The 19,992-nt window shown below is 73.4% G+C and carries 18 protein-coding genes; 14 read left to right on the forward strand and 4 right to left on the reverse strand.

Translation table 11 applies throughout. The features are described 5' to 3' along the window. Nucleotides 1-74: 74 nt before the first annotated feature. Nucleotides 75-1,100, forward strand: a complete 1,026-nt coding sequence (locus QOL15_RS13750; protein WP_071246970.1) for a hypothetical protein — start codon at nt 75-77, stop codon at nt 1,098-1,100. 251 nt (nt 1,101-1,351) lie between these two features. Here QOL15_RS13750 and QOL15_RS13755 read toward each other — a convergent pair whose 3' ends face one another. Together QOL15_RS13755 and QOL15_RS13760 are read right to left on the reverse strand one after the other, a co-directional pair. After that, entirely contained in the window at nt 1,352-2,032 is a 681-nt protein-coding gene (locus QOL15_RS13755; RefSeq protein WP_071246968.1) for a response regulator, read from the reverse strand. Further along, nucleotides 2,029-3,663, reverse strand: a complete 1,635-nt coding sequence (locus QOL15_RS13760; protein WP_254784105.1) for an ATP-binding protein — start codon at nt 3,661-3,663, stop codon at nt 2,029-2,031. Before QOL15_RS13760 ends, QOL15_RS13755 begins: the two co-directional genes overlap by 4 nt. Nucleotides 3,664-3,852: 189 nt before the next feature. Between QOL15_RS13760 and QOL15_RS13765 the strand changes: the two genes are divergently transcribed. The 6 genes from QOL15_RS13765 (at nt 3,853) to QOL15_RS13790 (ending at nt 11,517) form a co-directional block, all read left to right on the forward strand. Beyond that, nucleotides 3,853-5,274 (forward strand): cation:dicarboxylate symporter family transporter, encoded by a 1,422-nt coding sequence (locus QOL15_RS13765; protein ID WP_071246964.1) that lies wholly within the window; start codon nt 3,853-3,855, stop codon nt 5,272-5,274. Between the two features lie 114 nt (nt 5,275-5,388). Next, nucleotides 5,389-7,263, forward strand: coding sequence for a phosphoenolpyruvate carboxykinase (GTP) (locus tag QOL15_RS13770; RefSeq protein WP_083393966.1), 1,875 nt, complete (start codon nt 5,389-5,391; stop codon nt 7,261-7,263). After that, nucleotides 7,263-8,864 (forward strand): glyceraldehyde-3-phosphate dehydrogenase, encoded by a 1,602-nt coding sequence (locus tag QOL15_RS13775; RefSeq protein WP_071246962.1) that lies wholly within the window; start codon nt 7,263-7,265, stop codon nt 8,862-8,864. Before QOL15_RS13770 ends, QOL15_RS13775 begins: the two co-directional genes overlap by 1 nt. Further along, on the forward strand, nt 8,774-9,475 hold the full coding sequence (locus QOL15_RS13780) for an HAD family hydrolase (RefSeq protein ID WP_065964605.1): 702 nt from the start codon (nt 8,774-8,776) through the stop codon (nt 9,473-9,475). Before QOL15_RS13775 ends, QOL15_RS13780 begins: the two co-directional genes overlap by 91 nt. 132 nt (nt 9,476-9,607) lie before the next feature. Beyond that, complete coding sequence (locus QOL15_RS13785) at nt 9,608-10,045, forward strand: hypothetical protein (protein WP_083393965.1); 438 nt, start codon at nt 9,608-9,610, stop codon at nt 10,043-10,045. 179 nt (nt 10,046-10,224) lie between these two features. Next, nucleotides 10,225-11,517 carry an ice-binding family protein gene (locus QOL15_RS13790; RefSeq protein ID WP_071246960.1) on the forward strand — a complete coding sequence of 431 codons (1,293 nt, stop codon included), beginning with the start codon at nt 10,225-10,227 and terminating at the stop codon, nt 11,515-11,517. Between the two features lie 35 nt (nt 11,518-11,552). On the opposite strand, the gene QOL15_RS13795 is transcribed toward QOL15_RS13790, so the two are convergent. Next, nucleotides 11,553-12,314: a GAF and ANTAR domain-containing protein gene (locus tag QOL15_RS13795; protein ID WP_065964601.1), complete on the reverse strand. Its 762-nt coding sequence runs from the start codon at nt 12,312-12,314 to the stop codon at nt 11,553-11,555. Nucleotides 12,315-12,727: 413 nt separating this feature from the next. Between QOL15_RS13795 and QOL15_RS13800 the strand changes: the two genes are divergently transcribed. The 5 genes from QOL15_RS13800 (at nt 12,728) to QOL15_RS13820 (ending at nt 17,424) form a co-directional block, all read left to right on the forward strand. Further along, the gene (locus tag QOL15_RS13800; protein ID WP_370692489.1) at nt 12,728-13,828 is read left to right on the forward strand and encodes a fatty acid desaturase; all 1,101 of its coding nucleotides are present in this window, start codon (nt 12,728-12,730) and stop codon (nt 13,826-13,828) included. Nucleotides 13,829-13,838: 10 nt separating this feature from the next. After that, a complete protein-coding gene (locus tag QOL15_RS13805; protein WP_071248665.1) occupies nt 13,839-14,021 on the forward strand; it encodes a hypothetical protein in 183 nt (60 codons plus the stop codon). Next, nucleotides 14,018-15,019 (forward strand): diacylglycerol kinase family protein, encoded by a 1,002-nt coding sequence (locus QOL15_RS13810; protein ID WP_065964592.1) that lies wholly within the window; start codon nt 14,018-14,020, stop codon nt 15,017-15,019. Before QOL15_RS13805 ends, QOL15_RS13810 begins: the two co-directional genes overlap by 4 nt. A 233-nt stretch (nt 15,020-15,252) precedes the next feature. Next, complete coding sequence (locus QOL15_RS13815) at nt 15,253-16,776, forward strand: tyrosine-protein phosphatase (protein WP_071248764.1); 1,524 nt, start codon at nt 15,253-15,255, stop codon at nt 16,774-16,776. After that, entirely contained in the window at nt 16,777-17,424 is a 648-nt protein-coding gene (locus tag QOL15_RS13820) for a class F sortase (protein WP_071248667.1), read from the forward strand. 152 nt (nt 17,425-17,576) lie between these two features. On the opposite strand, the gene QOL15_RS13825 is transcribed toward QOL15_RS13820, so the two are convergent. Then, complete coding sequence (locus QOL15_RS13825) at nt 17,577-17,996, reverse strand: helix-turn-helix domain-containing protein (RefSeq protein WP_083394077.1); 420 nt, start codon at nt 17,994-17,996, stop codon at nt 17,577-17,579. Between the two features lie 63 nt (nt 17,997-18,059). Here QOL15_RS13825 and QOL15_RS13830 point away from each other — a divergent pair, with 63 nt between their 5' ends. Together QOL15_RS13830 and QOL15_RS13835 are read left to right on the forward strand one after the other, a co-directional pair. Beyond that, nucleotides 18,060-19,034, forward strand: coding sequence for a nuclear transport factor 2 family protein (locus QOL15_RS13830; protein ID WP_071248669.1), 975 nt, complete (start codon nt 18,060-18,062; stop codon nt 19,032-19,034). 169 nt (nt 19,035-19,203) lie between these two features. Further along, complete coding sequence (locus QOL15_RS13835; protein WP_254784152.1) at nt 19,204-19,944, forward strand: SGNH/GDSL hydrolase family protein; 741 nt, start codon at nt 19,204-19,206, stop codon at nt 19,942-19,944. Nucleotides 19,945-19,992 lie beyond the last annotated feature (48 nt).

The raw sequence follows: 19,992 nt of genomic DNA on the forward strand, positions 1-19,992 counted from the left end.
GCCGGCGGGCGGGCACGCGCGAGGTCCCCGTCCGCGAACACGATCGTGGTGAATGCTGTCGCGAAGGAGCAACGATGCGCCTTCTCGCCTACCTGCTGACGGTCGTCGTGCTGACTGCACTGTCGCTCGGGGCCGGGCTGCTCGTCGCCCTCCAGCTCGACGGTGCGCCGCAGGGACTCCGCGTCGCGACGTCGATCACCACGCCGTTCCTCGTCCTGGGGCCGATGCTGATCGGGGCGTTCGCCGGGTACTGGGACCACCGGTCCTCGCCCGAGGGACGTCGGTACCTCCGCTGGTGGTTCGTCGGCGTCGTCGGCGCGGACGTGGTCGCCGCCGTGGTCGCCACCGTGGTCCTCGTGCTCGCGAGCGTGGCGGCCGGTGCGCCGTCCTGGGTCCCCGTGGTGCTCATCGCCGGCGCTGCGGTGCTGCTCGCCGTCGCGAGGCCGCTCGGCGACCGCTTCCGGAGGACGGAGCCCGTGGACGACCGGCCCGGCGACGACGTCGTACCCGCCCCGACGATCGTCCGCCGGAAGGTCCGCACGATCGCCGTCACATTCGCCATCGCCGCCGCCGTGGCCTCGATGATGCACACCCTGCTCGCGACGCTCCTCCGCGAACGCGGGCCGGACCTCGCGCAGGAGGCGTTCCTGGCGGGACAGCTGACGTTCACGGCGACGGCCATCGCCGCCGTGCTCGTCTCCCTGCCCTTCAGCCGTGCGCTCCGCGCCACCGGTGGTCGGGACATCGGACGACTGCGGCGCTTCGCGCAGGTCGTCCTCCGCGGGAAGGCACTCCTCCTCGACGCGGAGGACCAGCGCGGCGCACTCCGGTATGCCCGGCTCCTCCCCCTCGTGCTGCGGTTCCAACTGGCGTTCACGGGACTGCTGTACGGCGGGATCACGTGCCAGTTCGTCTCATACGCCGTGCGCGGCGAACTCGGGCTGCTCCCCGTCGTGTTCCTGTTGCTGATGGCGGCCGTCCTGCTCTGGGCGGCGCCGCCGACGCTGCGCCGCATCCGGCGGGCGCGCGCGTACGCCGACCTGCACGGCGACGGTGCGCGTTCCGCCGTCGACGGCGGGGCACCGGCACCGGTCCCGTGACCGGGACACGCCCCCGGACGACTCGGCGCGCGTCCGCCGGTCCGACCGGACGACTGCCGGGCGGGAGGCGCGGTGCCGACCCGCACCGCGCCTCCCGTCCGCCCGTGGTCGCGTCAGCGACCTGTCTTCGGTCTGCCCCATTGACGATCCCGGTGCAGCATGCGCGGAGTTCGCGTACCGGGATCGTCATGACCACGAGACCGGATGCCGTCTCGCCGGGCCGTCGCTCGAGACCGCACTCGCGGGTCAGGTCACCGTAGCCAGCGGTACTCGTACTCCGGTCTCCCCTGGCCGCTGTGCCGGACGTCCTTCTCGACCTGCCCGACGGCGACGAAGTGCTCCAGGTACCGGCGGGCGGTCACGCGCGAGGTCCCCGTCGCCTGCGCCACCTCGGTCGCCGAAGCCCCGCCGACCGCACGCATCAGGACGCCCTCGATCGACTCGAGCGTCTCGCGCGCGATGCCCTTCTCCGGCTCGGTCGGCACCGCCGGGCGGAGCGTGCCGAGCCGCTGGTCGATGTCCGCCTGCGAGAGCGACCGACGGTCGTCGAACCCGCGGCGGTACTCGCGGTACGTGGTCAGGCGGTCGGCGAAGGTGCGGAAGCTGAACGGCTTGACGAGGTACTGCACGATGCCGAGCGCGATCGCGTTCCGCACGCCCCGGACGTCGTTCGCAGCGGTGACGGCGATGACGTCGACGGCGGACCCGGCGGTGCGCAGGGCGCGGACGAGCTGCAGGCCGTGGGCGTCGGGCAGGTTGAAGTCGAGCAGGACGAGGTCGGGCTTCTCGGCGGCGACCGCGGCGAGCATCTCCCGTCCGGTCGCCGCGGAGGCGACCACCGTGAAGCCCTCCACCCGCGCGACGTACGCGGCGTGGGCCTCCGCGGTGAGGGGTTCGTCCTCGACGATCAGGACCCGGATCGTGTCGGTCACGCGACCACCTGCCGCGCGTCGAGGTCGACCACGAAGGTGCTCCCCGTGGGGCCGGTGTCGACGGTCATCGTCCCGCCGACGGCGGCGAGCGTGGAGCGGACGAGGTCGAGTCCGATCCCCCGCCCCTCCGGCCCGGACGGCTTCGTCGACCACCCCCGTTCGTAGGCGGCACCGACGTCGGCGATGCCGGGGCCGTTGTCCTCGACCGTGATCCGCGTGTGCCCGTCGTCGAGCGTCGCGACGGTGACCAACACCCGCGGTCCGTCCGGTCCCCCGGCGTGTTCGGCCACGGCGTCCACGGCGTTGTCGACGAGGTTCCCGAGCACCGTGATCACGTCGCTCGCGGGCGCGGACACCGCCCCTCGCAGGCCGCTGGTGTCGGCCACGAGCACGACGCCTCGCTCGTGCGCCTGCGCGCGCTTCCCGCTCAGCACGGCGGCGAGCACCTGGGCGGTCGCGGTGAGCGGTTCCCCGCCGTCGGCGCGGACACCGACCTCGGGCGCCCCGGCGTCCGCGTGTCGGTCGAGCTCGTCCGACGCGAACCGGATCGCCTCGTCGACCCGACCGAGTTCCATGAGGGCGACGACCGCGTGCATCCGGTTGGCGAACTCGTGCGTCTGCGACCGCAGCGCGTCCGTGAGGGTCCGCGTCGCCGCGAGTTCCCCGGACAGGTGCAGCACCTCGGTCCGGTCCCGGATCGTGGCCACCGTGCCGAGCGGCTTCGCCGACCCCCGCGGGAACGCCAGCTCCTGGTTCACCACGAGCACACGGTCGGCCGTCTCGTGGGTCTCGTCCACCGCGCGGTCCCCGGACGCGAGCAGCGCCCGCAGACCCTCCGGCAGGTCGACCTCGGCGAGCGGGATCGGCTCCTGCCGTTCGGCGGGCGGGGGCAGGTGCAGCAGTTCCGCGGCCCGGTCGTTGTGCAGCACGACGGCTCCGGACCGGTCGATGACGACGAGTCCCTCGTGGACGGAGTGGAGCACGCCCTCGTACGAGGCGAACACCCGCGCGAGCTCCTCGGGACCGCGGCCACCGGTGACCCGGCCGAGGTACCGGCTGAGCAGCCACGAGAACAGCGCCGAGACCGCGACGATCGCCAGGGCGAGCACGACGACGGACACGAGCCGGGGCACCAGCGCGGTGGAGATGTTCGCGACGGTGACGCCCGCGGCGACGAGCCCGACGACCGTGCCGTCCTGGTCGGTGATCGGGGTGACCGCGCGCACCGAGGGGCCGAGCGTCCCGGCGAAGGTCTCGGTGAAGGTCTCGCCCCGCAGCGCCGGCGTGATCGTGCCGCGGAAGGGCCGGCCGATCTCGGCGCGGTCCGGGTGCGTCCAGCGGGTGCGGTCCGGCGCCATGATCGTGATGAAGTCCGTCTGCGTGCGGCGCATCAGGTCGAGCGCGTACGGCTCGAGCCGTGCGGAAGGATCGCTCGTCGACGCCTGCTCGACGACGAAGGGGTTCCGCGCGATCGAGACCGCGACGGCGGTGCTCCGGTCGGCGGCACGCTCCTCGAGGTCCGCGCGCGCCGACGACCAGCTCCAGGCGCCGCCCACCGCGACGCCGACCACGACGAACAACAGCTGCAGCGCGAACAGCCGCCTGGCGATGCTCCAACGTCTCGGTGCCACGGTCCGATCCTCCTCGCCTCGTCGCGGGACCCCCATTCTGCGACACGACCCGACCGCCTGGGACCATCCGTGAACGCAATGAACACAAGTCCCCTCCCGTGTGCGGTCCGCGGCAGGGTGGGCCCGTCCCCACCGGGGAACGAGCCGACCGAGGTGACGACGCCCCGGTCCTGACGACAAGGAAGTCTCATGGCATCGACGCACTCGTCCACCGCACGCCCTGCGCGGCGTCGCGGGCTGGACCGCTCGCACTGGCTCTACATCGCGGTCATCGCAGCCGTGGCCGCCGGCATCGTGGTCGGGCTCACGGCACCGACCTTCGCGGTCGGTCTCAAGCCGATCGGGGACGGCTTCATCGCCCTCATCAAGATGATGATCGCCCCCGTCATCTTCTGCACGATCGTCCTCGGTGTCGGCTCGATCGCCAAGGCGGCGACGGTCGGCAAGGTCGGCGGGCTCGCGCTCGGGTACTTCATCGCGATGTCGACCTTCGCCCTCGCGATCGGCCTCGTCGTCGGCAACCTCATCCACCCGGGCGACCACCTCGACATGTCGACCGCGAAGTACGACCCGCCGGCCGGTTCCGCCGAGGACGCGTCGTCGACGTCCGGCTTCCTGCTCGGGATCATCCCCGCCACGCTCGTGTCGTCGCTGACGAGCGGCAGCATCCTGCAGACGCTCTTCGTGGCGCTGCTCGTCGGTTTCGCGCTCCAGGCGATGGGCGAGAAGGGCGCACCGATCCTCACCGGCATCCGGCACCTGCAGGCCCTCGTGTTCCGCATCCTCGCGATGGTGATGTGGGCCGCCCCGGTCGGTGCCTTCGGCGCGATCGCGGCCGTGGTCGGCGCCACCGGCGTCGCGGCGCTCGTGGCCCTCGGCACGCTCATGGTCGCGTTCTACATCACGTGCATCGTCTTCGTCGTCGGGGTCCTGGGCCTCCTGCTCCGCCTCGTGACCGGCGTGAACATCTTCCGGCTCATGAAGTACCTCGGCCGCGAGTACCTGCTCATCGTCTCGACCTCCTCGAGCGAGGTCAGCCTGCCCCGGCTCATCGCGAAGATGGAGCACCTCGGCGTCTCGAAGCCCGTCGTCGGCGTCACCGTCCCGACCGGCTACTCGTTCAACCTCGACGGCACCGCCATCTACCTGACGATGTCGTCGCTGTTCATCGCGAACGCGCTCGGCACCCCGCTGAACATCCCGGAGCAGATCTCGCTCCTGGTCTTCATGATCATCGCCTCGAAGGGCGCCGCGGGCGTCACCGGTGCCGGCCTCGCGACCCTCGCCGGCGGGCTGCAGGCGCACCGCCCCGACCTGGTGAACGGCGTCGGGCTCATCGTCGGCATCGACCGGTTCATGTCCGAGGCCCGCGCCCTGACGAACTTCACCGGCAACGCGGTCGCGACCGTCCTGGTCGGCACGTGGACCCGGCAGATCGACAAGGAGCAGGTCGAGCGGGTCCTGTCCGGAGCGGCGCCGTTCGACGAGCGGACGATGTCCGCCGACGACCACGGCGCTCCCGCCCCCGTCGAGCGCGAGCGCATCTCGACCGAGGCCGTCCGCACGATCGTCGAGCCCGAGCGCTCCGCAGCGTCCGCCGACCGCCGCTGACGGCGACGGCCGGCCCCCACTGACGGGGTCGGCCGACCGCCGCCTCCGCGCCCACCACCACTCCGCCCGTCCCGCCCGGCGCTGACGCGCCGGCCCGCCCCGAGGAGATCGCCGATGATCACCAACCCCAACCACACGAGTCCCGCCCCCGCCACCGTCCCCGGTTCACCCCGTGTCGCCCTGGAGGCGTGGGTCGCCCGGGTCGCGTCCCTCACCTGCCCCGACGCGGTCGTCTGGTGCGACGGGTCACCGGACGAGACGGCTCGCCTCACGCAGCAGCTCGTCGACGAGGGCAAGCTCGTCGCGCTGGACCCGGAGCGCCGACCGAACAGCTACCTCGCCCGATCGGCACCGGGCGACGTCGCCCGGGTGGAGGGTCGGACGTTCACCTGCTCGGCCACCCCGGAGGACGCCGGCCCGACGAACCTCTGGCGTGATCCGACGGCGATGCGCGCCGAGCTCGACGGACGCTTCGCGGGGAGCATGCGCGGTCGGACGATGTACGTCGTGCCGTTCTCGATGGGTCCGGTCGGCGGTCCGATCTCGCAGCTCGGCGTCGAGGTCACCGACTCGGCGTACGTCGTCCTGAGCATGGGCAAGACCACCCGCCTCGGTCCGGAGGTGCTCCGCGCGATCGGCGCCGGCGTGCCGTGGGTCGCGGCCGTGCACAGCGTGGGGATGCCCCTCCGCGACGACGACGGCACCGTGCACGAGGACGTGGCGTGGCCCTGCAACGAGACGAAGTACATCGTGCAGTTCCCCGAGACCCGCGAGGTGTGGTCGTACGGCTCGGGCTACGGCGGCAACGCCCTGCTCGCGAAGAAGTGCTTCGCGCTGCGGATCGCCTCGGTGATGGGGCGCGACGAGGGCTGGCTCGCCGAGCACATGCTGCTCATCCGGCTGACCTCGCCCGAGGGCCGGGCGTTCCACCTGGCCGCGGCGTTCCCCTCCGCCTGCGGCAAGACGAACCTCGCGATGCTCCAGCCGGCGCTCCCCGGGTGGTCGGTCGAGACGATCGGTGACGACATCGCCTGGCTCCGTCCGGGGTCGGACGGGCGGCTGCACGCGATCAACCCCGAGGCCGGGCTGTTCGGCGTCGCGCCGGGGACCGGCGTCGACACGAACCCGGTCGCCGTCGAGACGATCGCGGCGGACACGATCTTCACCAACGTCGCCCTGACCGACGACGGCGACGTGTGGTGGGAGGGCCTCACGCCGGAGCCGCCGGCGCACCTGGTCGACTGGACGGGTGCCGACTGGACCCCGGCGAGCGGGACCCCGGCGGCGCACCCGAACGCCCGGTTCACCGTGGCGCTCGACCGTTGCCCGTCCCGCGCGGCAGACCTCGACCACAGCGTCCCGATCGACGCCGTCGTGTTCGGCGGTCGACGCTCGACGAACGTGCCGCTCGTGGCGCAGGCCCCCACCTGGGCGGAGGGCGTGTTCATGGGCGCGACCGTCTCGTCCGAGCGCACCGCCGCGGCCGAGGGCACCGTCGGCGAGCTCCGCCGCGACCCGTTCGCGATGCTGCCGTTCTGCGGCTACGACATGGCCGACCACTGGGCGCACTGGCTCGACGTCGGTGCGCAGCTCGGCGCGGGGGCCCCTGCGGTGTTCCAGGTGAACTGGTTCCGCAAGGGCGACGACGGCTCGTTCCTCTGGCCGGGCTTCCGCGAGAACGCCCGCGTGCTCGAGTGGATCGCCCGCCGGGTCGAGGGCAGCGTGCCCGCGGTCGAGAGCCCGGTCGGTCTGCTCCCCGACGTCGACGACCTCGACGTGCGCGGCCTCGACCTCCCGCCGTCGGACCTCGACGCCCTGTTCGCCGTCGACCCGGACTCCTGGCTCGAGGAGTGCGACCGCACCGAGGAGTTCCTCGCGGAGTTCGCGGGACGGACGCCGTCCGTGTTCACCGCCGTCCTCGACGGGCGTCGCGCCGCCCTGCAGGCCTCGGCGACGCCCGCCGCCGAACCCGCTGTGCAGGTGGCCTGATGGAGCACGCACCGTCCGCCGCCGACCGTGCCGCCCTGCAGCACGCCTGGACCGACAAGCTCGCCGCGGCCGAGGCGATGGTCCCGCTCATCGGCCGGCTGTACCGCCGTGACGACGTCGTCCCCTCGGTGTACGGCCGGCCCCTCGTCGGCGAGTCCCCGATCGGGATCGTCAAGGCACACCGGTCCACCCGCCGCGTCGACGAGACCGAGCTGCCCGTCAGCGAGAGCCTCGCGATCCTCACCGAGCTCGACACCATGGACGTCGCGTCCGCGTCCGTCGACCTCGCGGACCTGGCCGCCCGGCACCGCGCCGACCCGCTCGGGACACCCCTCCGCGAGTTCCTCGAGGACGAGCTGTTCCTCGCGCGCGGCTCGTCCGGAGACGCTCCACGACCCGCGCCCCGCGACGTCGTCCTGTACGGCTTCGGCCGCATCGGTCGGATGCTCGCGCGCATCCTCCTCGAGCGCGCGGGCGAGCACGCCCCCCTCGTCCTCCGCGCCGTCGTGGTCCGCCGCCGCGGGCCCGACGACCTGGTCAAGCGTGCGAGCCTCCTCCGCCGCGACTCGATCCACGGCCCCTTCGCCGGCACCGTCACGGTGGACACCGAGCACGACACCATCACGGCGAACGGCACGCTCGTCCAGTTCATCTCGGCCGACGCCCCGAGCGCCGTCGACTACCGCGCACACGGCATCGAGGACGCGATCGTCGTCGACACCACGGGCCGGTGGCGCGACGCCGAGGGCCTCGAGCAGCACCTCCTCGCCCCCGGGGCCGGCCGCGTCCTGCTCACCGCCCCGGGCACGGGCGACCTGCCGAACGTCGTGCACGGCATCAACCACGACGCGATCGGCGACGCGCCGGTCGTCAGCGCCGCGTCCTGCACCACGAACGCGATCGTCCCCGTCCTCAAGGCGGTCTCCGACGCGTACGGCGTCGTGCACGGCCACGTCGAGACCGTGCACTCGGCGACGAACGACCAGAACCTCGTGGACAACTACCACCCCGCCGACCGCCGCGGACGCGCGGCCGGACTGAACATGGTCATCACCGCCACCGGCGCGGCACGGGCGGCCGAGAAGGCCCTGCCCGAGCTGCGCGGGCGCCTCACGGGCAACGCCGTCCGGGTCCCGACGCCGAACGTCTCGCTCGCCGTCCTGCACCTGACGCTCGCCCGTGCGGTCGGCCGCGACGAGCTGAACGGCCTGCTCCGTGACGCGTCGCTGACGTCGTCGCTCCGGCGGCAGATCGACTACGTCGAGTCCCCCGAGGTCGTGTCGACCGACTTCCTCGGCAGTCGCCGCGCCGGCGTCGTCGACGGGCTCGCGACGATCGCCGACGGCTCCGAGCACGTGGTCCTGTACGTCTGGTACGACAACGAGTCCAGCTACAGCCGCCAGGTCCACCGGATCCTGCAGGAGATGGCGGGAGGCCGTGCGACCGCGCTCCCCGCCACCCCGGTCGGGAGGCGCGCAGCAGTCCGTCACGTCGGCGGTAGCCTGCAGACGTGCGGCACCTCCGAGCGGTCGGGTTCGACCTGGACGGCACCCTCCTCGACCACCGCGGAGCGGCCAGAACCGGTGCGTCCGGGTTCCTGACGAGCCTCGGCCTGCCCGCGTCCGAGGCGGCGCTCCGCGCCTGGTCCGACGCCGAGGACGACCAGTTCGAACGGTGGCGCTCGGGGGAGATCGGCTTCGCCGAACAGCGGCGGGAGCGCCTGCGCGCGGTGCTCCCGCCGCTCGGCCACGCGCTCGACGGCCGCGACGGAGACGACGACCGCCTCGACGAGTTGTTCGCCGGCTACCTCCGGCGGTACCGGGCGGCCTGGCGCGCCTTCCCCGGGAGCCGGGGACTGCTCGACGAACTCCGGTCGCGCGGCTACCGCCTCGGTCTGCTGACGAACGGGACGGAGGAGCAGCAGCGTGACAAGCTCGCCGTGACGGGTCTCCCCGACGCGTTCGACGTGGTGCACGTCTCCGGGCGCACCGGGTTCCAGAAGCCCGACGTGCGCGCGTTCGCCGCCCTGGCGAGCGACCTCGGCGTCAGCGCGTCCGAGTGCCTCTTCGTCGGCGACGACGCCGAGCGGGACGTCGCCGGCGCCCGGCGCGCGGGCATGCGATCCCTCCTCGTCGACCACGAGCTCCTCGGCCCGGGGGCGTTCCGGACCGCGGTCCTCGCAGCCCTCGAGCCGGACCCGACGGACCGGTAGCACCGGCTCGGCCGAGCACCACCGGGGACGACACCGCACGGGGACACCACACAGGCGGGTCTGTCCGTGGCCCCGTCCGCCGTGCGACCCTGGTACCCCGGCACGACGACGCGCCGGTGGAGGGGGCAGACCATGACGACGTCGGAGATCACGGCCGGAGGACTCCGGGCAGGACACCGGTTCCGGCTCGCAGCGCGGATCGGCACCGGGCTCGTCGTCGGCGTCGTCGCCGTGTACGTCGTCGCGGTGATCGCGACGGCCCCGCTCGGCGGCGACTCGACCACCCACCCGCTGGTGCTCGCCGGACTCGCCCTCGTCGGTGCGGCCGCCGTGGCCGTCGGCACACGCTGGCCGACGGTGGGTGTCACCGCCGGGGCGGTGGTGCTCCTGGTCACCGTGTTCGCGGTCGTGCAGCGGGTGTCGTGGACGACGGGGACCACGCAATGGCTGAGCCCGACGGACGCCCTCGGGTACGCGGCGGTCAGCGCCCACCCGGCGATGGTGGGCGCGGTGCTCGTGTCCGCGGCCGTCGTCCGTGGTCGTCGCCGGAGCACGTCGCCGGACCGGTGAGCCGCTGACAGCGGCGGGTGCGCTCGCTGTCCACGCGACGTGGTTCCTGGCAGTGCGCGGTGCATCCCGCTGGGACCCTCGTCCTCCTGTCCGGCCGCGCGCATACTTCGGAGACCGGGGATCACGTGCGCGTCGTCGACGTTCGCCGAGTGCCTCCCCGTCCCAGACAGGTGCCTTCCATGGCCACGTCCCGTTTCCTCCGCCCCACCCTCTTCGCCCTCACCGGCATCGGACTCGCCGCGTCCCTGGCGGTGATGAGCACGTCGGCGGCGTCCGCTGCGACGGTGCTCGACGGGCCGGTGAACCTCGGCACCGCCGCGACCTACGGCGTCCTCGGTGCGAGCGCCGTCACGAACACCGGTCCGACCGTGGTCGACGGCGACCTCGGCGTCTCGCCCGGCACCTCGATCACCGGGTTCGGCGCGGCTCCCGACGGCGTCGTGAACGGCACCGTGCACCAGACGGACGCCGCGGCCGCCCAGGCGCAGCGGGACACGACCACCGCGTACGACGTCGCCGCGTCGCTCACCCCCGCACAGACCGGCCTGACCGAGCTCGACGGGCTGTCGTTGTCCCCCGGGGTCTACTCGGGTGGGGCGCTCTCCCTGGCGGACACCGGGTCGCTCACCCTCGCCGGCAGCGCCGACTCCGTCTGGGTGTTCCAGGCCGCGTCGACCCTCACGATCGGCTCCGGGACACGCATCACGATCACCGGCGGCGCGAGCTCCTGCAACGTGTTCTGGCAGGTCGGCAGCTCCGCGACCATCGGCACCGGAGCGCAGTTCCGCGGCACCGTGCTCGCGCAGCAGTCCGTGACCGCGACCACCGGCGCGACGGTCGTCGGTCGCCTGTTGGCCCGGACCGGTGCCGTGACCCTCGACACCAACACCATCACGGCCCCCACCGGCTGCCCGACGCCGGGCACGCCCTCGCAGACGGTCGCGCCGACCATCACGTCCGGCGCTCCGACCCCCGCGACCGCCGGGACCCCGTACTCGTACACCGTCACCGCGACGGGCACGCCCTCCCCGACGTTCACCGCGACGGGACTGCCCGCCGGCCTGACCATCGACAGCACCACCGGCGTCGTCTCGGGCACCCCGACCACGCCGGGTGCCGCCACCGTCACCGTGACCGCCTCCAACGGCACCGCGCCCGACGCCACCCAGACCGTGACGATCACCGTGCAGCCGTCGGCCACGACCACGCCGACCGCTCCCGCGACCGCACCGACGCCCACCGCGCCGGCCACGGCGCCCAGTGGGACCCCGATCGCCGGCGCAGGCTCGGGCGGTGGCACCCCGAACGGCGAGCTCGCCTTCACCGGCAGCGACCCGACGGTGCCGCTCGGCATCGCCGGAGCGTTGCTGGCGGCGGGCCTCGGTCTCGCGCTGGTCGCCCGTCACCGCCGGAGCGCGAGCGCGATCCGGAGCGCGAGCACGCGCACGCGCCGCGGCCAGCACGGGAGCTGACGGATCCGTCCGGCAGCGTCCGTGCCGCGCCGCGCTCAGCCGCGGTCGTCCGGCACGGACCCGCCGGTCGCACCCGCGACCAGCTCGTCCAGCGTGAGCTCCCCGTCGGCCACCTCGACGGCCACGGCACTGAGCTTGCGCTGGGTCCGTCGGGCGTACCCGCGGAGGACCTCGCGGGCCGTGTCCACGTCGACCGACAGGGCGCGCGCGACGTAGCCCTTCGCCTGCTCGACGGGGACCTTGGCGTCCAGCGCGTGCTGCAGCTGCTCGGCGGTGACGGCGGCGTCCTGCATGGTCCGCTGCTGCAGGATGCTGATCGTCGCGACGTCCGCGAGCGCCTGCGCTGCCCGGGCGTCGGCGCCGTTGAGCGCCCCCTCCATCTCGCGGAACAGGTTCAGCGATCCGATGACCTCCTCACGGAGCCGCAACGGGATCGCGTGGACGCTCCGGTACCCGTGGTCCCTCGACGCCGCGGCGAACCGGGGCCACCGCTCGGTCAGCGACCCGACGTCCTCCGACGTCACCAGTTCACCGGAGGTCACCGCGGCGATGCACGGCCCCTCGCCGGCGTTCAGCTGGAGGAGCCCGATGAACTCGCTGCGCTCGCTGGTGGAGGCCGCCACCTCGAGGACACCGTCCCGGTTCAGCAGGTGGATCGCCCCTGCTGCGGCGTCGAAGAGCTCCACCGACCGGTCGACGAGGGTCTGCAGGACGTCCAGGACGTCGTAGTCGGCGACGAGGTTGTCGGTCAGCGTCACGAAGGTCTCGACGAGTCGTGTCTCGCGGGTCTCGATCATCGGCGGGCGGCCTCCTCCTGGTCCGGCCACCACCGTAACCGGTCGTCGGACGGGGTCCCCGACGACCCCGACGCGCCCGAGCCCGGGGACTTGCGCGGGCTCGGGCGCTCGTTCTACCGTGATGGACGAGCCACCCCTGACCCCGGTTGCCGGAACGATCCCTCGTTCCAGTCGCACAACGGGAGGCACAGGCATGGAGCAGCACCACGACGGCACACGCACCGGTGCGTCGCGTCGTACCGGTGCACCCGCGGCACCGTCGACCAGCACCACGACCACCGGGCCGTCCGGTCCGGTGGACACCGCCCCGTTCTCCACTCCTCGAACCGACGACCGCGACCGCGAGCCGGGACGCCCCCGGACCTGACACCGTCAGGAAGCACGAAAGGAACACCGTGACCGCCGAGGACACCATGGCCGGCCACTACCGCACGACCGGCGCCACCCCTGGCGGCGCCCGGACCGGAGGTACGTCCACCTACTCCGCCCTGCTCGCCCAGGTGAAGGAGGCCGGGCTCCTGCGCCGGCGTCGAGGCTTCTACTGGGCGCTCTTCTCGGCGCTGGTCGTCGCCACGGCTGCGTGCTGGGTGGCGTTCGCGTTGTTGGGTGACTCGTGGTTCCAGTTGATCGTGGCGGGTGCGTTGGGTGTGGTGTTCACGCAGTTCGCGTTCCTGTCGCACGAGGCCGCGCACCGGCAGGTGTTCGACTCGCAGAAGTGGAACGACCACGCCGGCCGGTGGATCGGCACGTTCCTGGTCGGGTTGTCGTACTCGTGGTGGATGAACAAGCACACCCGGCACCACGGGAACCCGAACACGGTCGGCAAGGACCCCGACATCGCGCCCGACGGGATCCGGTTCCTGCCCGAGGACGCCGCCGCTGCCCGCGGTCCGCTGATGCGCACGTTCCTGCGGTTCCAGGGGTGGTTGTTCTTCCCGCTGCTGACCCTCGAGGGCATCAACCTGCACCGGCACGCGGTCGTGTCGGTGGTGCGTGGTGCCGGGGGTCGTCCGGACACGAAGGGCCGGGTGCTGGAGGGGGTGCTGCTGGCGGCGCGGTTCGCGATCTACCTGACGGTGGTGTTCTGGTTCCTGCCGTTCGGGATGGCGTGTGCGTTCCTCGGGGTCCAGCTCGCGGTGTTCGGGGTGATGATGGGTGCCTCGTTCGCGCCGAACCACAAGGGCATGCCCACGATCGCGCACGACGCGAAGGTCGACTTCTTCTCCCGTCAGGTCCGCACGTCCCGCAACATCCGTGGGGGTTGGTGGGTGTCGTTCCTGATGGGTGGGTTGAACTACCAGGTCGAGCACCACCTGTTCCCGTCGATGCCGCGGCCCGCGTTGAAGCAGGCGCGGCTGCTGGTCCGGGACCACTGCGACACGTTGGACGTGCCGTACACCGAGACGACGTTGCTGCGGTCCTACGGGATCGTCGTGCGGTACCTCAACCGTGTCGGCCTCGCCGCCCGCGACCCGTTCACCTGCCCGCTCGTCTCCGAACTCCGTATCCACTGAAGGAACCACCGTGAAGACCGTCGTCGTCCTCCTCGCCCTCTGGCTGATCCTGTCCATCGTCGGCTTCGCCCTGAAGGGGCTGCTCTGGCTCGCGATCATCGGCATCGTCCTGTTCGTCGCCACCGTCGTCTTCGGCGCACTCCGTCGTTCCGCGAACAAGCCCGCGCGGGCCGACCGACCCTCGCGTCCGTGAGCACGTCGAGGCCGCAGCGCGTCGCCGCGGTCGTCGTCAACCCGGTGAAGCACGACCGGGAACGTCTCCGGGCGCTCGTGGACGCCGAGGCACGGCGCAACCACTGGTCTCCCGGGACCCACTGGTTCGAGACCGCCGCCGAGGACGACGGTCGCGCCGCGGCGCGCGCAACGGTCGCCGCCGAGCCGGACGTCGTCCTCGTCGCCGGCGGGGACGGCACCCTGCGGGTCGTCGCGGAGGAGCTCCGCGGGACGGGGATCCCCGTGACGCTGGTCCCGAGCGGGACGGGCAACCTGTTCGCGCGCAACCTCGGCCTCCCCCGGGGCGACACCGCGGGTGCCGTCGCCGCCGCGTTCACCGGGGTGGACCGGCCCATCGACGTCGGGCTCGCCGCACTGACGGACGACGAGGGCACCACGACCACGCACGCCTTCCTCGTGATGGCGGGCATCGGTCTCGACGCGAGCATGGCCGCGGACACGAACGCGTGGGTCAAGCGTCGCTTCGGCTGGGTGGCGTACTCGGACCCGATCGCGCGGTCGATCATCGGCAACCGGCAGATCCCCGTGCACTACCGGCTGGACTCCGGTCCCACGCGGACGATGCGGGCGCACACGGTCATCGTCGGCAACTGCGGCAGTCTCACCGCCGGCGTGCTGCTGCTCCCCCGCGCGGCACCCGACGACGGCATCCTCGACGCCGTCGCGTTCCGCCCGACGGGCTGGTTCGGCTGGACCGCGATCGGCACCACCCTGACCCTCGCCCGGTTCTCCTCCCGCACGCGCACCGGGCGGTTCCTGTCCCGGTTCCTGCCGCCCTCACGTGTGCTGCCCACGACACGTGCGCGGACGCTCCACATCGACCTCGACGCCGCGGAGCGTCTCCAACTCGACGGCGACCCCTTCGGGACCGTCCGGTCGGTGACCCTCACCACCCACCGACACGGGCTCGTCCTCCGCACCGCACCGGCCACCGAGCGACGGCGCGTCACCACCTGACGGACGGGAGGCGCGGTGCCGGCCCGCACCGCGCCTCCCGTCCGTCAGGTGGCACGGCGGAACGCCGCGCCGGGTCGGCGGCGCGGGCCCACCCACCTGAGCCCTGCCTCATGTGGTGGCAACCCGACGGTCCGCGGCCGTTCACCCACGCGACGGGCGGCCTCGTCACGCTGCTCCGCGGGCCGTCCGGTGCTCCCGGGCGACTCCCCCGTGCCCCGTCCCCGAGGAGAACCGTGTCCCGCCGTCCCGTCCGCCCGTCCGCGCTCCTCCGCGCGAGCGCCACCGCCATCGCAGCTGCCGCCGTCCTCGGCGCCGTCGGGCTCTCGTCCGCCGCCCACGCCGACTCCGACCTCCAACCGGCCCTGACCGCCCAGAACCACCCGATCACCGACGTCCCGGGGCTGGTGAACGGTCGCGAGCTCGGTGCCTTCACCGGACTCGGCGGCCAGCGGGTCGACGCCTCCCGCCTCATCCGGTCGGAGTCGCTCGACAAGGTCACGGCAGCCGGTGCGCAGACGCTCGCGAGCGAGTACCACGTCGACCTCGTCGTCGACCTCCGCACGCCCGACCAGGTCGCGGCGAAGCCGGACGTGGCGATCCCCGGCGCGCAGGAGGTCCACATCTCGATGTTCGGCGCCGACGGCGACTACAGCGACGACACCGCGATGTACCACGACCTCGTCGACAAGGGCTACGTGGACGCGACCGACCGCGGGCCGATGATCACCGCGTACGCGCAGGTCCTGCAGATCCTCGCGACCCACACCAGCGGCACCGTGCTCGTGCACTGCTCGCACGGCATGGACCGCACCGGGACCGTGGTCGACCTGCTCGACCGGGTCCTCGGCGTCGGCAGTGCGGACATCCTCCACGACTACCTGCTCTCGAACACGCAGCTCGGGGTCACGTGGGCGACACCCGCGCTGCTGCAGGGCACCTTCGAGCACGACGTCGCGACGAAGTACGCCGGGATGGACTCGTACCTGTCCAGGACGATCGGTGTGACCGCCGACGAGGAAGCCGCCCTGCGCGCCCGCTTCCTCGTGTCCGACGACGCCTCCGCATCGGCGATCACGGTCGACGGCGTCACGGTGCCGCTCGACGCGGCCGCGACCACCGCGGGTGCGACGGTCACCGCCCCGGTCGCCACGATCTCGGACACCGACGTCCACGTGTCGACGACGGACCCCTCCGCCCGGTCGACGGTCGCGGTGCAGGGCGACACCGCCGTCGTCACCGTGACCGCGGAGGACGGCACCACGACGACGACCTACCGGGTGCACGTCGCCCGCCCGACGCTGACCCTCGGGGCGCACGGCGCGCTCACGCCCGGGTCGACCGTCACGGTCGGCAGCAGCGGACTGACGCCCGGCGCCTCGTACCAGGTCGTCGTGCACTCGACCCCGCAGGTGCTCGGCCGCGTGACCGCCGCCCAGGACGGCTCCGTCAGCGCCTCGGTCACGCTGCCCGCCGACCTCGCTCCCGGCGCGCACACCCTGTTCCTCGCCGACGCGACGGGCACCGCGGTCAGCGACCCGCTCGCGCTGACGGTCGTGTCGGCGACGACGACTGCGGCCTCCGGATCGGTCGCGGGGACGGCGACCACGGCTGCGGTCGGCCCGTCGGTCGCGACGGGCGGCACGGTCGCCGGCGGTCGGGACGACGCACCCTGGCTGGCCCTCGGTGGCCTCGGCGCCCTCGTCCTCGGCGGTACGGGTGCACTCCGCATCCGCTCCCGTCGCCGCGCGGGGCGCTGAGTGACCGGCACGTCCCCGCGGGGGCGGTGGGGCGCTCGCCTCACCGCCCTCGCGGCGGTCGTCGCGGTGGCGATGATCGCCGTCGCCGGGGTCGAGCTCCTGACCCCGCACCCGCACGGGACCGCGGCAACGACGGGCGTCGACCTCGCCGGCGACCCCGTGCGGCTCGACGGGCCGCCGCCGGAGCCCGCGGCCTCGGCGACGCCGTCCGGGCACGGCCGGTTCACGGTGCCGTCGGTCGGGCTCGACGTCCCCCTCGGTGCGCTGGACGTGGCCGACGGGGTCGTCGAACCGCCGGGGTCCACGACGGCGTACTGGGTCCGGAACCTCGGCGTCGAGCCGGCGGCGGCGGCCCACGGCACCGTCTTCGTCGCGATGCACTCGCTGCGCGGCGGGGGTGTCGGTCCGGGCAACGCCCTGATCGACGTCGCGCACGGCCGGGCCCGCGTCGCCGTGGGGGCCACGGTCACGGTCGACGACGTCACGTACCGCGTGACGCGGTCGGAGACGGTCGCCAAGCGCGACCTCCCCGCCGACGCAGCGGTCTGGGCGGACACCCCGGGGCGCCTCGTCGTCGTGACGTGCCTGCAACGGCCGGACGGGCGGCCGTCGGTCGACAACGTGGTGGTCGAGGCGACGCGCGTCTGAGGTGCTGCCGCGTGCCGCCTGGCACCGCGCCTCCCGTCCGTCCTCCGGTCACGTCTGCAGGACCGCCGGCGCCCGGTCCCATGCCCCGCGCGTCCGGCTCGGCGTCCACGGCGACGAGCCCGAGCCGCCGGAGCGTGGGCTGTGCGCGGTGCTCACGCGCCGTCGGTGCCCCGCCCCACCCCGCCGGGCCGCCCCCGGTCCACGATCCCGTCCGCGTGCTCGACGAGCCACTCCATGAGCGGGACGAGGCGCTCGGCGAGCTCGTGCCCGGACTCCGTCAGCGAGTAGTCCACCCGCGGCGGCACCGTGGGCTGTGCCTCGCGGTGCACGATGCCGTCGTGCTCGAGGGTCCGGAGCGTCGAGGCGAGCATCTTCTCGCTGACGCCCTCGATCGTCCGGCGCAGCTCGCCCCAGCGCACGGGACCGTCCCGCAGCGCGAGCAGGACGAGGACGCCCCACCGGCTCGTCACGTGGCTGAGCACCACTCGCGTCGGACACGCCGCGGGGAACCGGACGGGTTCGTCCGCGGTGGTGTCGATCGATCCGTCAGGGGCCACGATTCCGACGTCCATGTCAGTACCGTACGGAGAAGTGCGTCCTTCCGACCAGTGGACGCCCGACCTACCGTCGACGCCATGCAGCCCACGACGAAGCACCCCACCCGCCGCCGCGCCGCCCTCGTGAGCGGTACGGCCCTGGTCACCGGCGCCCTGCTCGCCGGACTCAGCGCCCCCGTCACCGCCAGCGCGAGCGCGGCAGCCGGCACCGCGACCGCCGCCACGAACACCGTCGCCGACGGCGGGACCACCGCCTCGCGGTACGACACCGCGACCGAGCACCGCAACCGCTGCGCCGTCCGTACGCTCCTGACGCGGACCTTCGCGGACCCGACCAGCCCGGCCGCACGGCGCCTGGCGCAGGCGCTCGTCGCCCCGGACGCGGTCACGCACACGAGCGGGGCTGCTGCCGGGCCCGCCGGTGTCCTGGCCGAGTTCGCCGCCGACCGCACCCGCGTCCCCGGCGCCCAGGCCGTCGTGAAGCACATCGCCGCCGACGGCGACCTGGTCGCCGTGCACTGGCAGGTCGCCCCGGACGTCCGTGACGAGCGTCGCGGAGACGCCGCGGTCGACCTGTTCCGACTGCGCGACGGCCGGGTCGTCGAGCACTGGTCCCTCGACCAGCCGATCGCCACCGGCACCCCGGCGAGCGGCAACACGAACACCATGTTCAGCGACCTGTACCGCCCCGCGCGGCCGGCCCCGGCGCCGTCCGAGCGCCAGGAGGAGCGCAACCGCACCTTCGCGGTGTCCGCCTACGACACCCTGTTCCGCGACCACGACGTGTCCGTGCTCGACCGCGACTTCGACCCCGCGTACCTGCAGCACAACCCCATCGCACCGAACGGCACCGCCGCACTGAAGCAGCTGTTCGGCAGCGGCGCGCAGTTCCCCGCGCAGCAGTCCGTCATCTCACTCGCGGACGGTGACATCGTGTGGACGTTCTCGCAGCCGGTCGGCGCGGCACCGGACGCCCCGCTGCTCGCGGCCGACCTGTTCCGCGTCGACGGCGGTCTGATCCGCGAGCACTGGGACGTCGTCCCGACGAGCTGAGCGGTCGCCCCGGCGGCCCGTTCACGCACGCGCGACGCGCGACCGAGTGGCCGGGCCGCCGGGTGGCCGGGTGCTGATCGAACGGGCGCGCGGTGGGTCGGTCGGGCGGCCGGGCGGCGGCGACCCCTGTCCGGGGACGCGCTCGGGCGGCGGTGGGAGGATGGCGACGATGCACACGAAGTTCGCGGTGGTCGGCGACAGCTTCGCCGAAGGGGTCGGCGACGACTGGTCCGACGGTTCGCCCCGAGGGTGGGCCGACCTCGTCGCCGGAGGGCTCTCAGCAGCCACCGACGAGCAGGTGACCTACGCGAACCTCGCGGTCCGCGGCAAGCTCCTCACGCCCATCCTCGACGAACAGCTCCCGGCAGCACTGCGCCTCGCGCCGGACCTGCTCAGCATCAGCGGCGGCAACAACGACATCATCCGCCCGAAGGTGTCGATCGCCGCGAACGCGGGACGGATCGCGGCCGGCCTGGACGCCGCCGTGGCCGCGGGAGCCGACGTCCTCTTCGTCACGGTCGCCGACATGACCCAGCACCTCCCCCTCGGACGGCTCATCCGCCGACGAGGCGACGAGTACGCGGACCACATCCGCAGCTGGGCGGACCGACCGCACGTCACCGTCGTGGACAACTGGTCGGACCCGGTCTTCCACGACATCGCGCTGTGGGCACCGGACCGCCTCCACCTGAACACACTCGGGCACCGGCGGGTCGCGGCCAACGTCCTCGCGGCGCTCGGCGTCGACGTCCCGGACTGGGACGACACGACGACGCTCGCGGCGCGCGCGTCCACGATCGAACACCTCCGCGTCCACGTCCTCCCCTGGGTCGGCCGGCGCCTGACCGGACGGTCGTCCGGCGACGGACGCGAACCGAAGAGCGCGACGCTCGGTCCGGTCCGGCGGTAGCGGGCGGCCTGGAGGCGCGACCCACCTGACCGACGCAGGCCGCGCCTC

The sequence above is a fragment of the Curtobacterium sp. MCBA15_012 genome (assembly GCF_001864935.2).
Taxonomy (GTDB): domain Bacteria; phylum Actinomycetota; class Actinomycetes; order Actinomycetales; family Microbacteriaceae; genus Curtobacterium.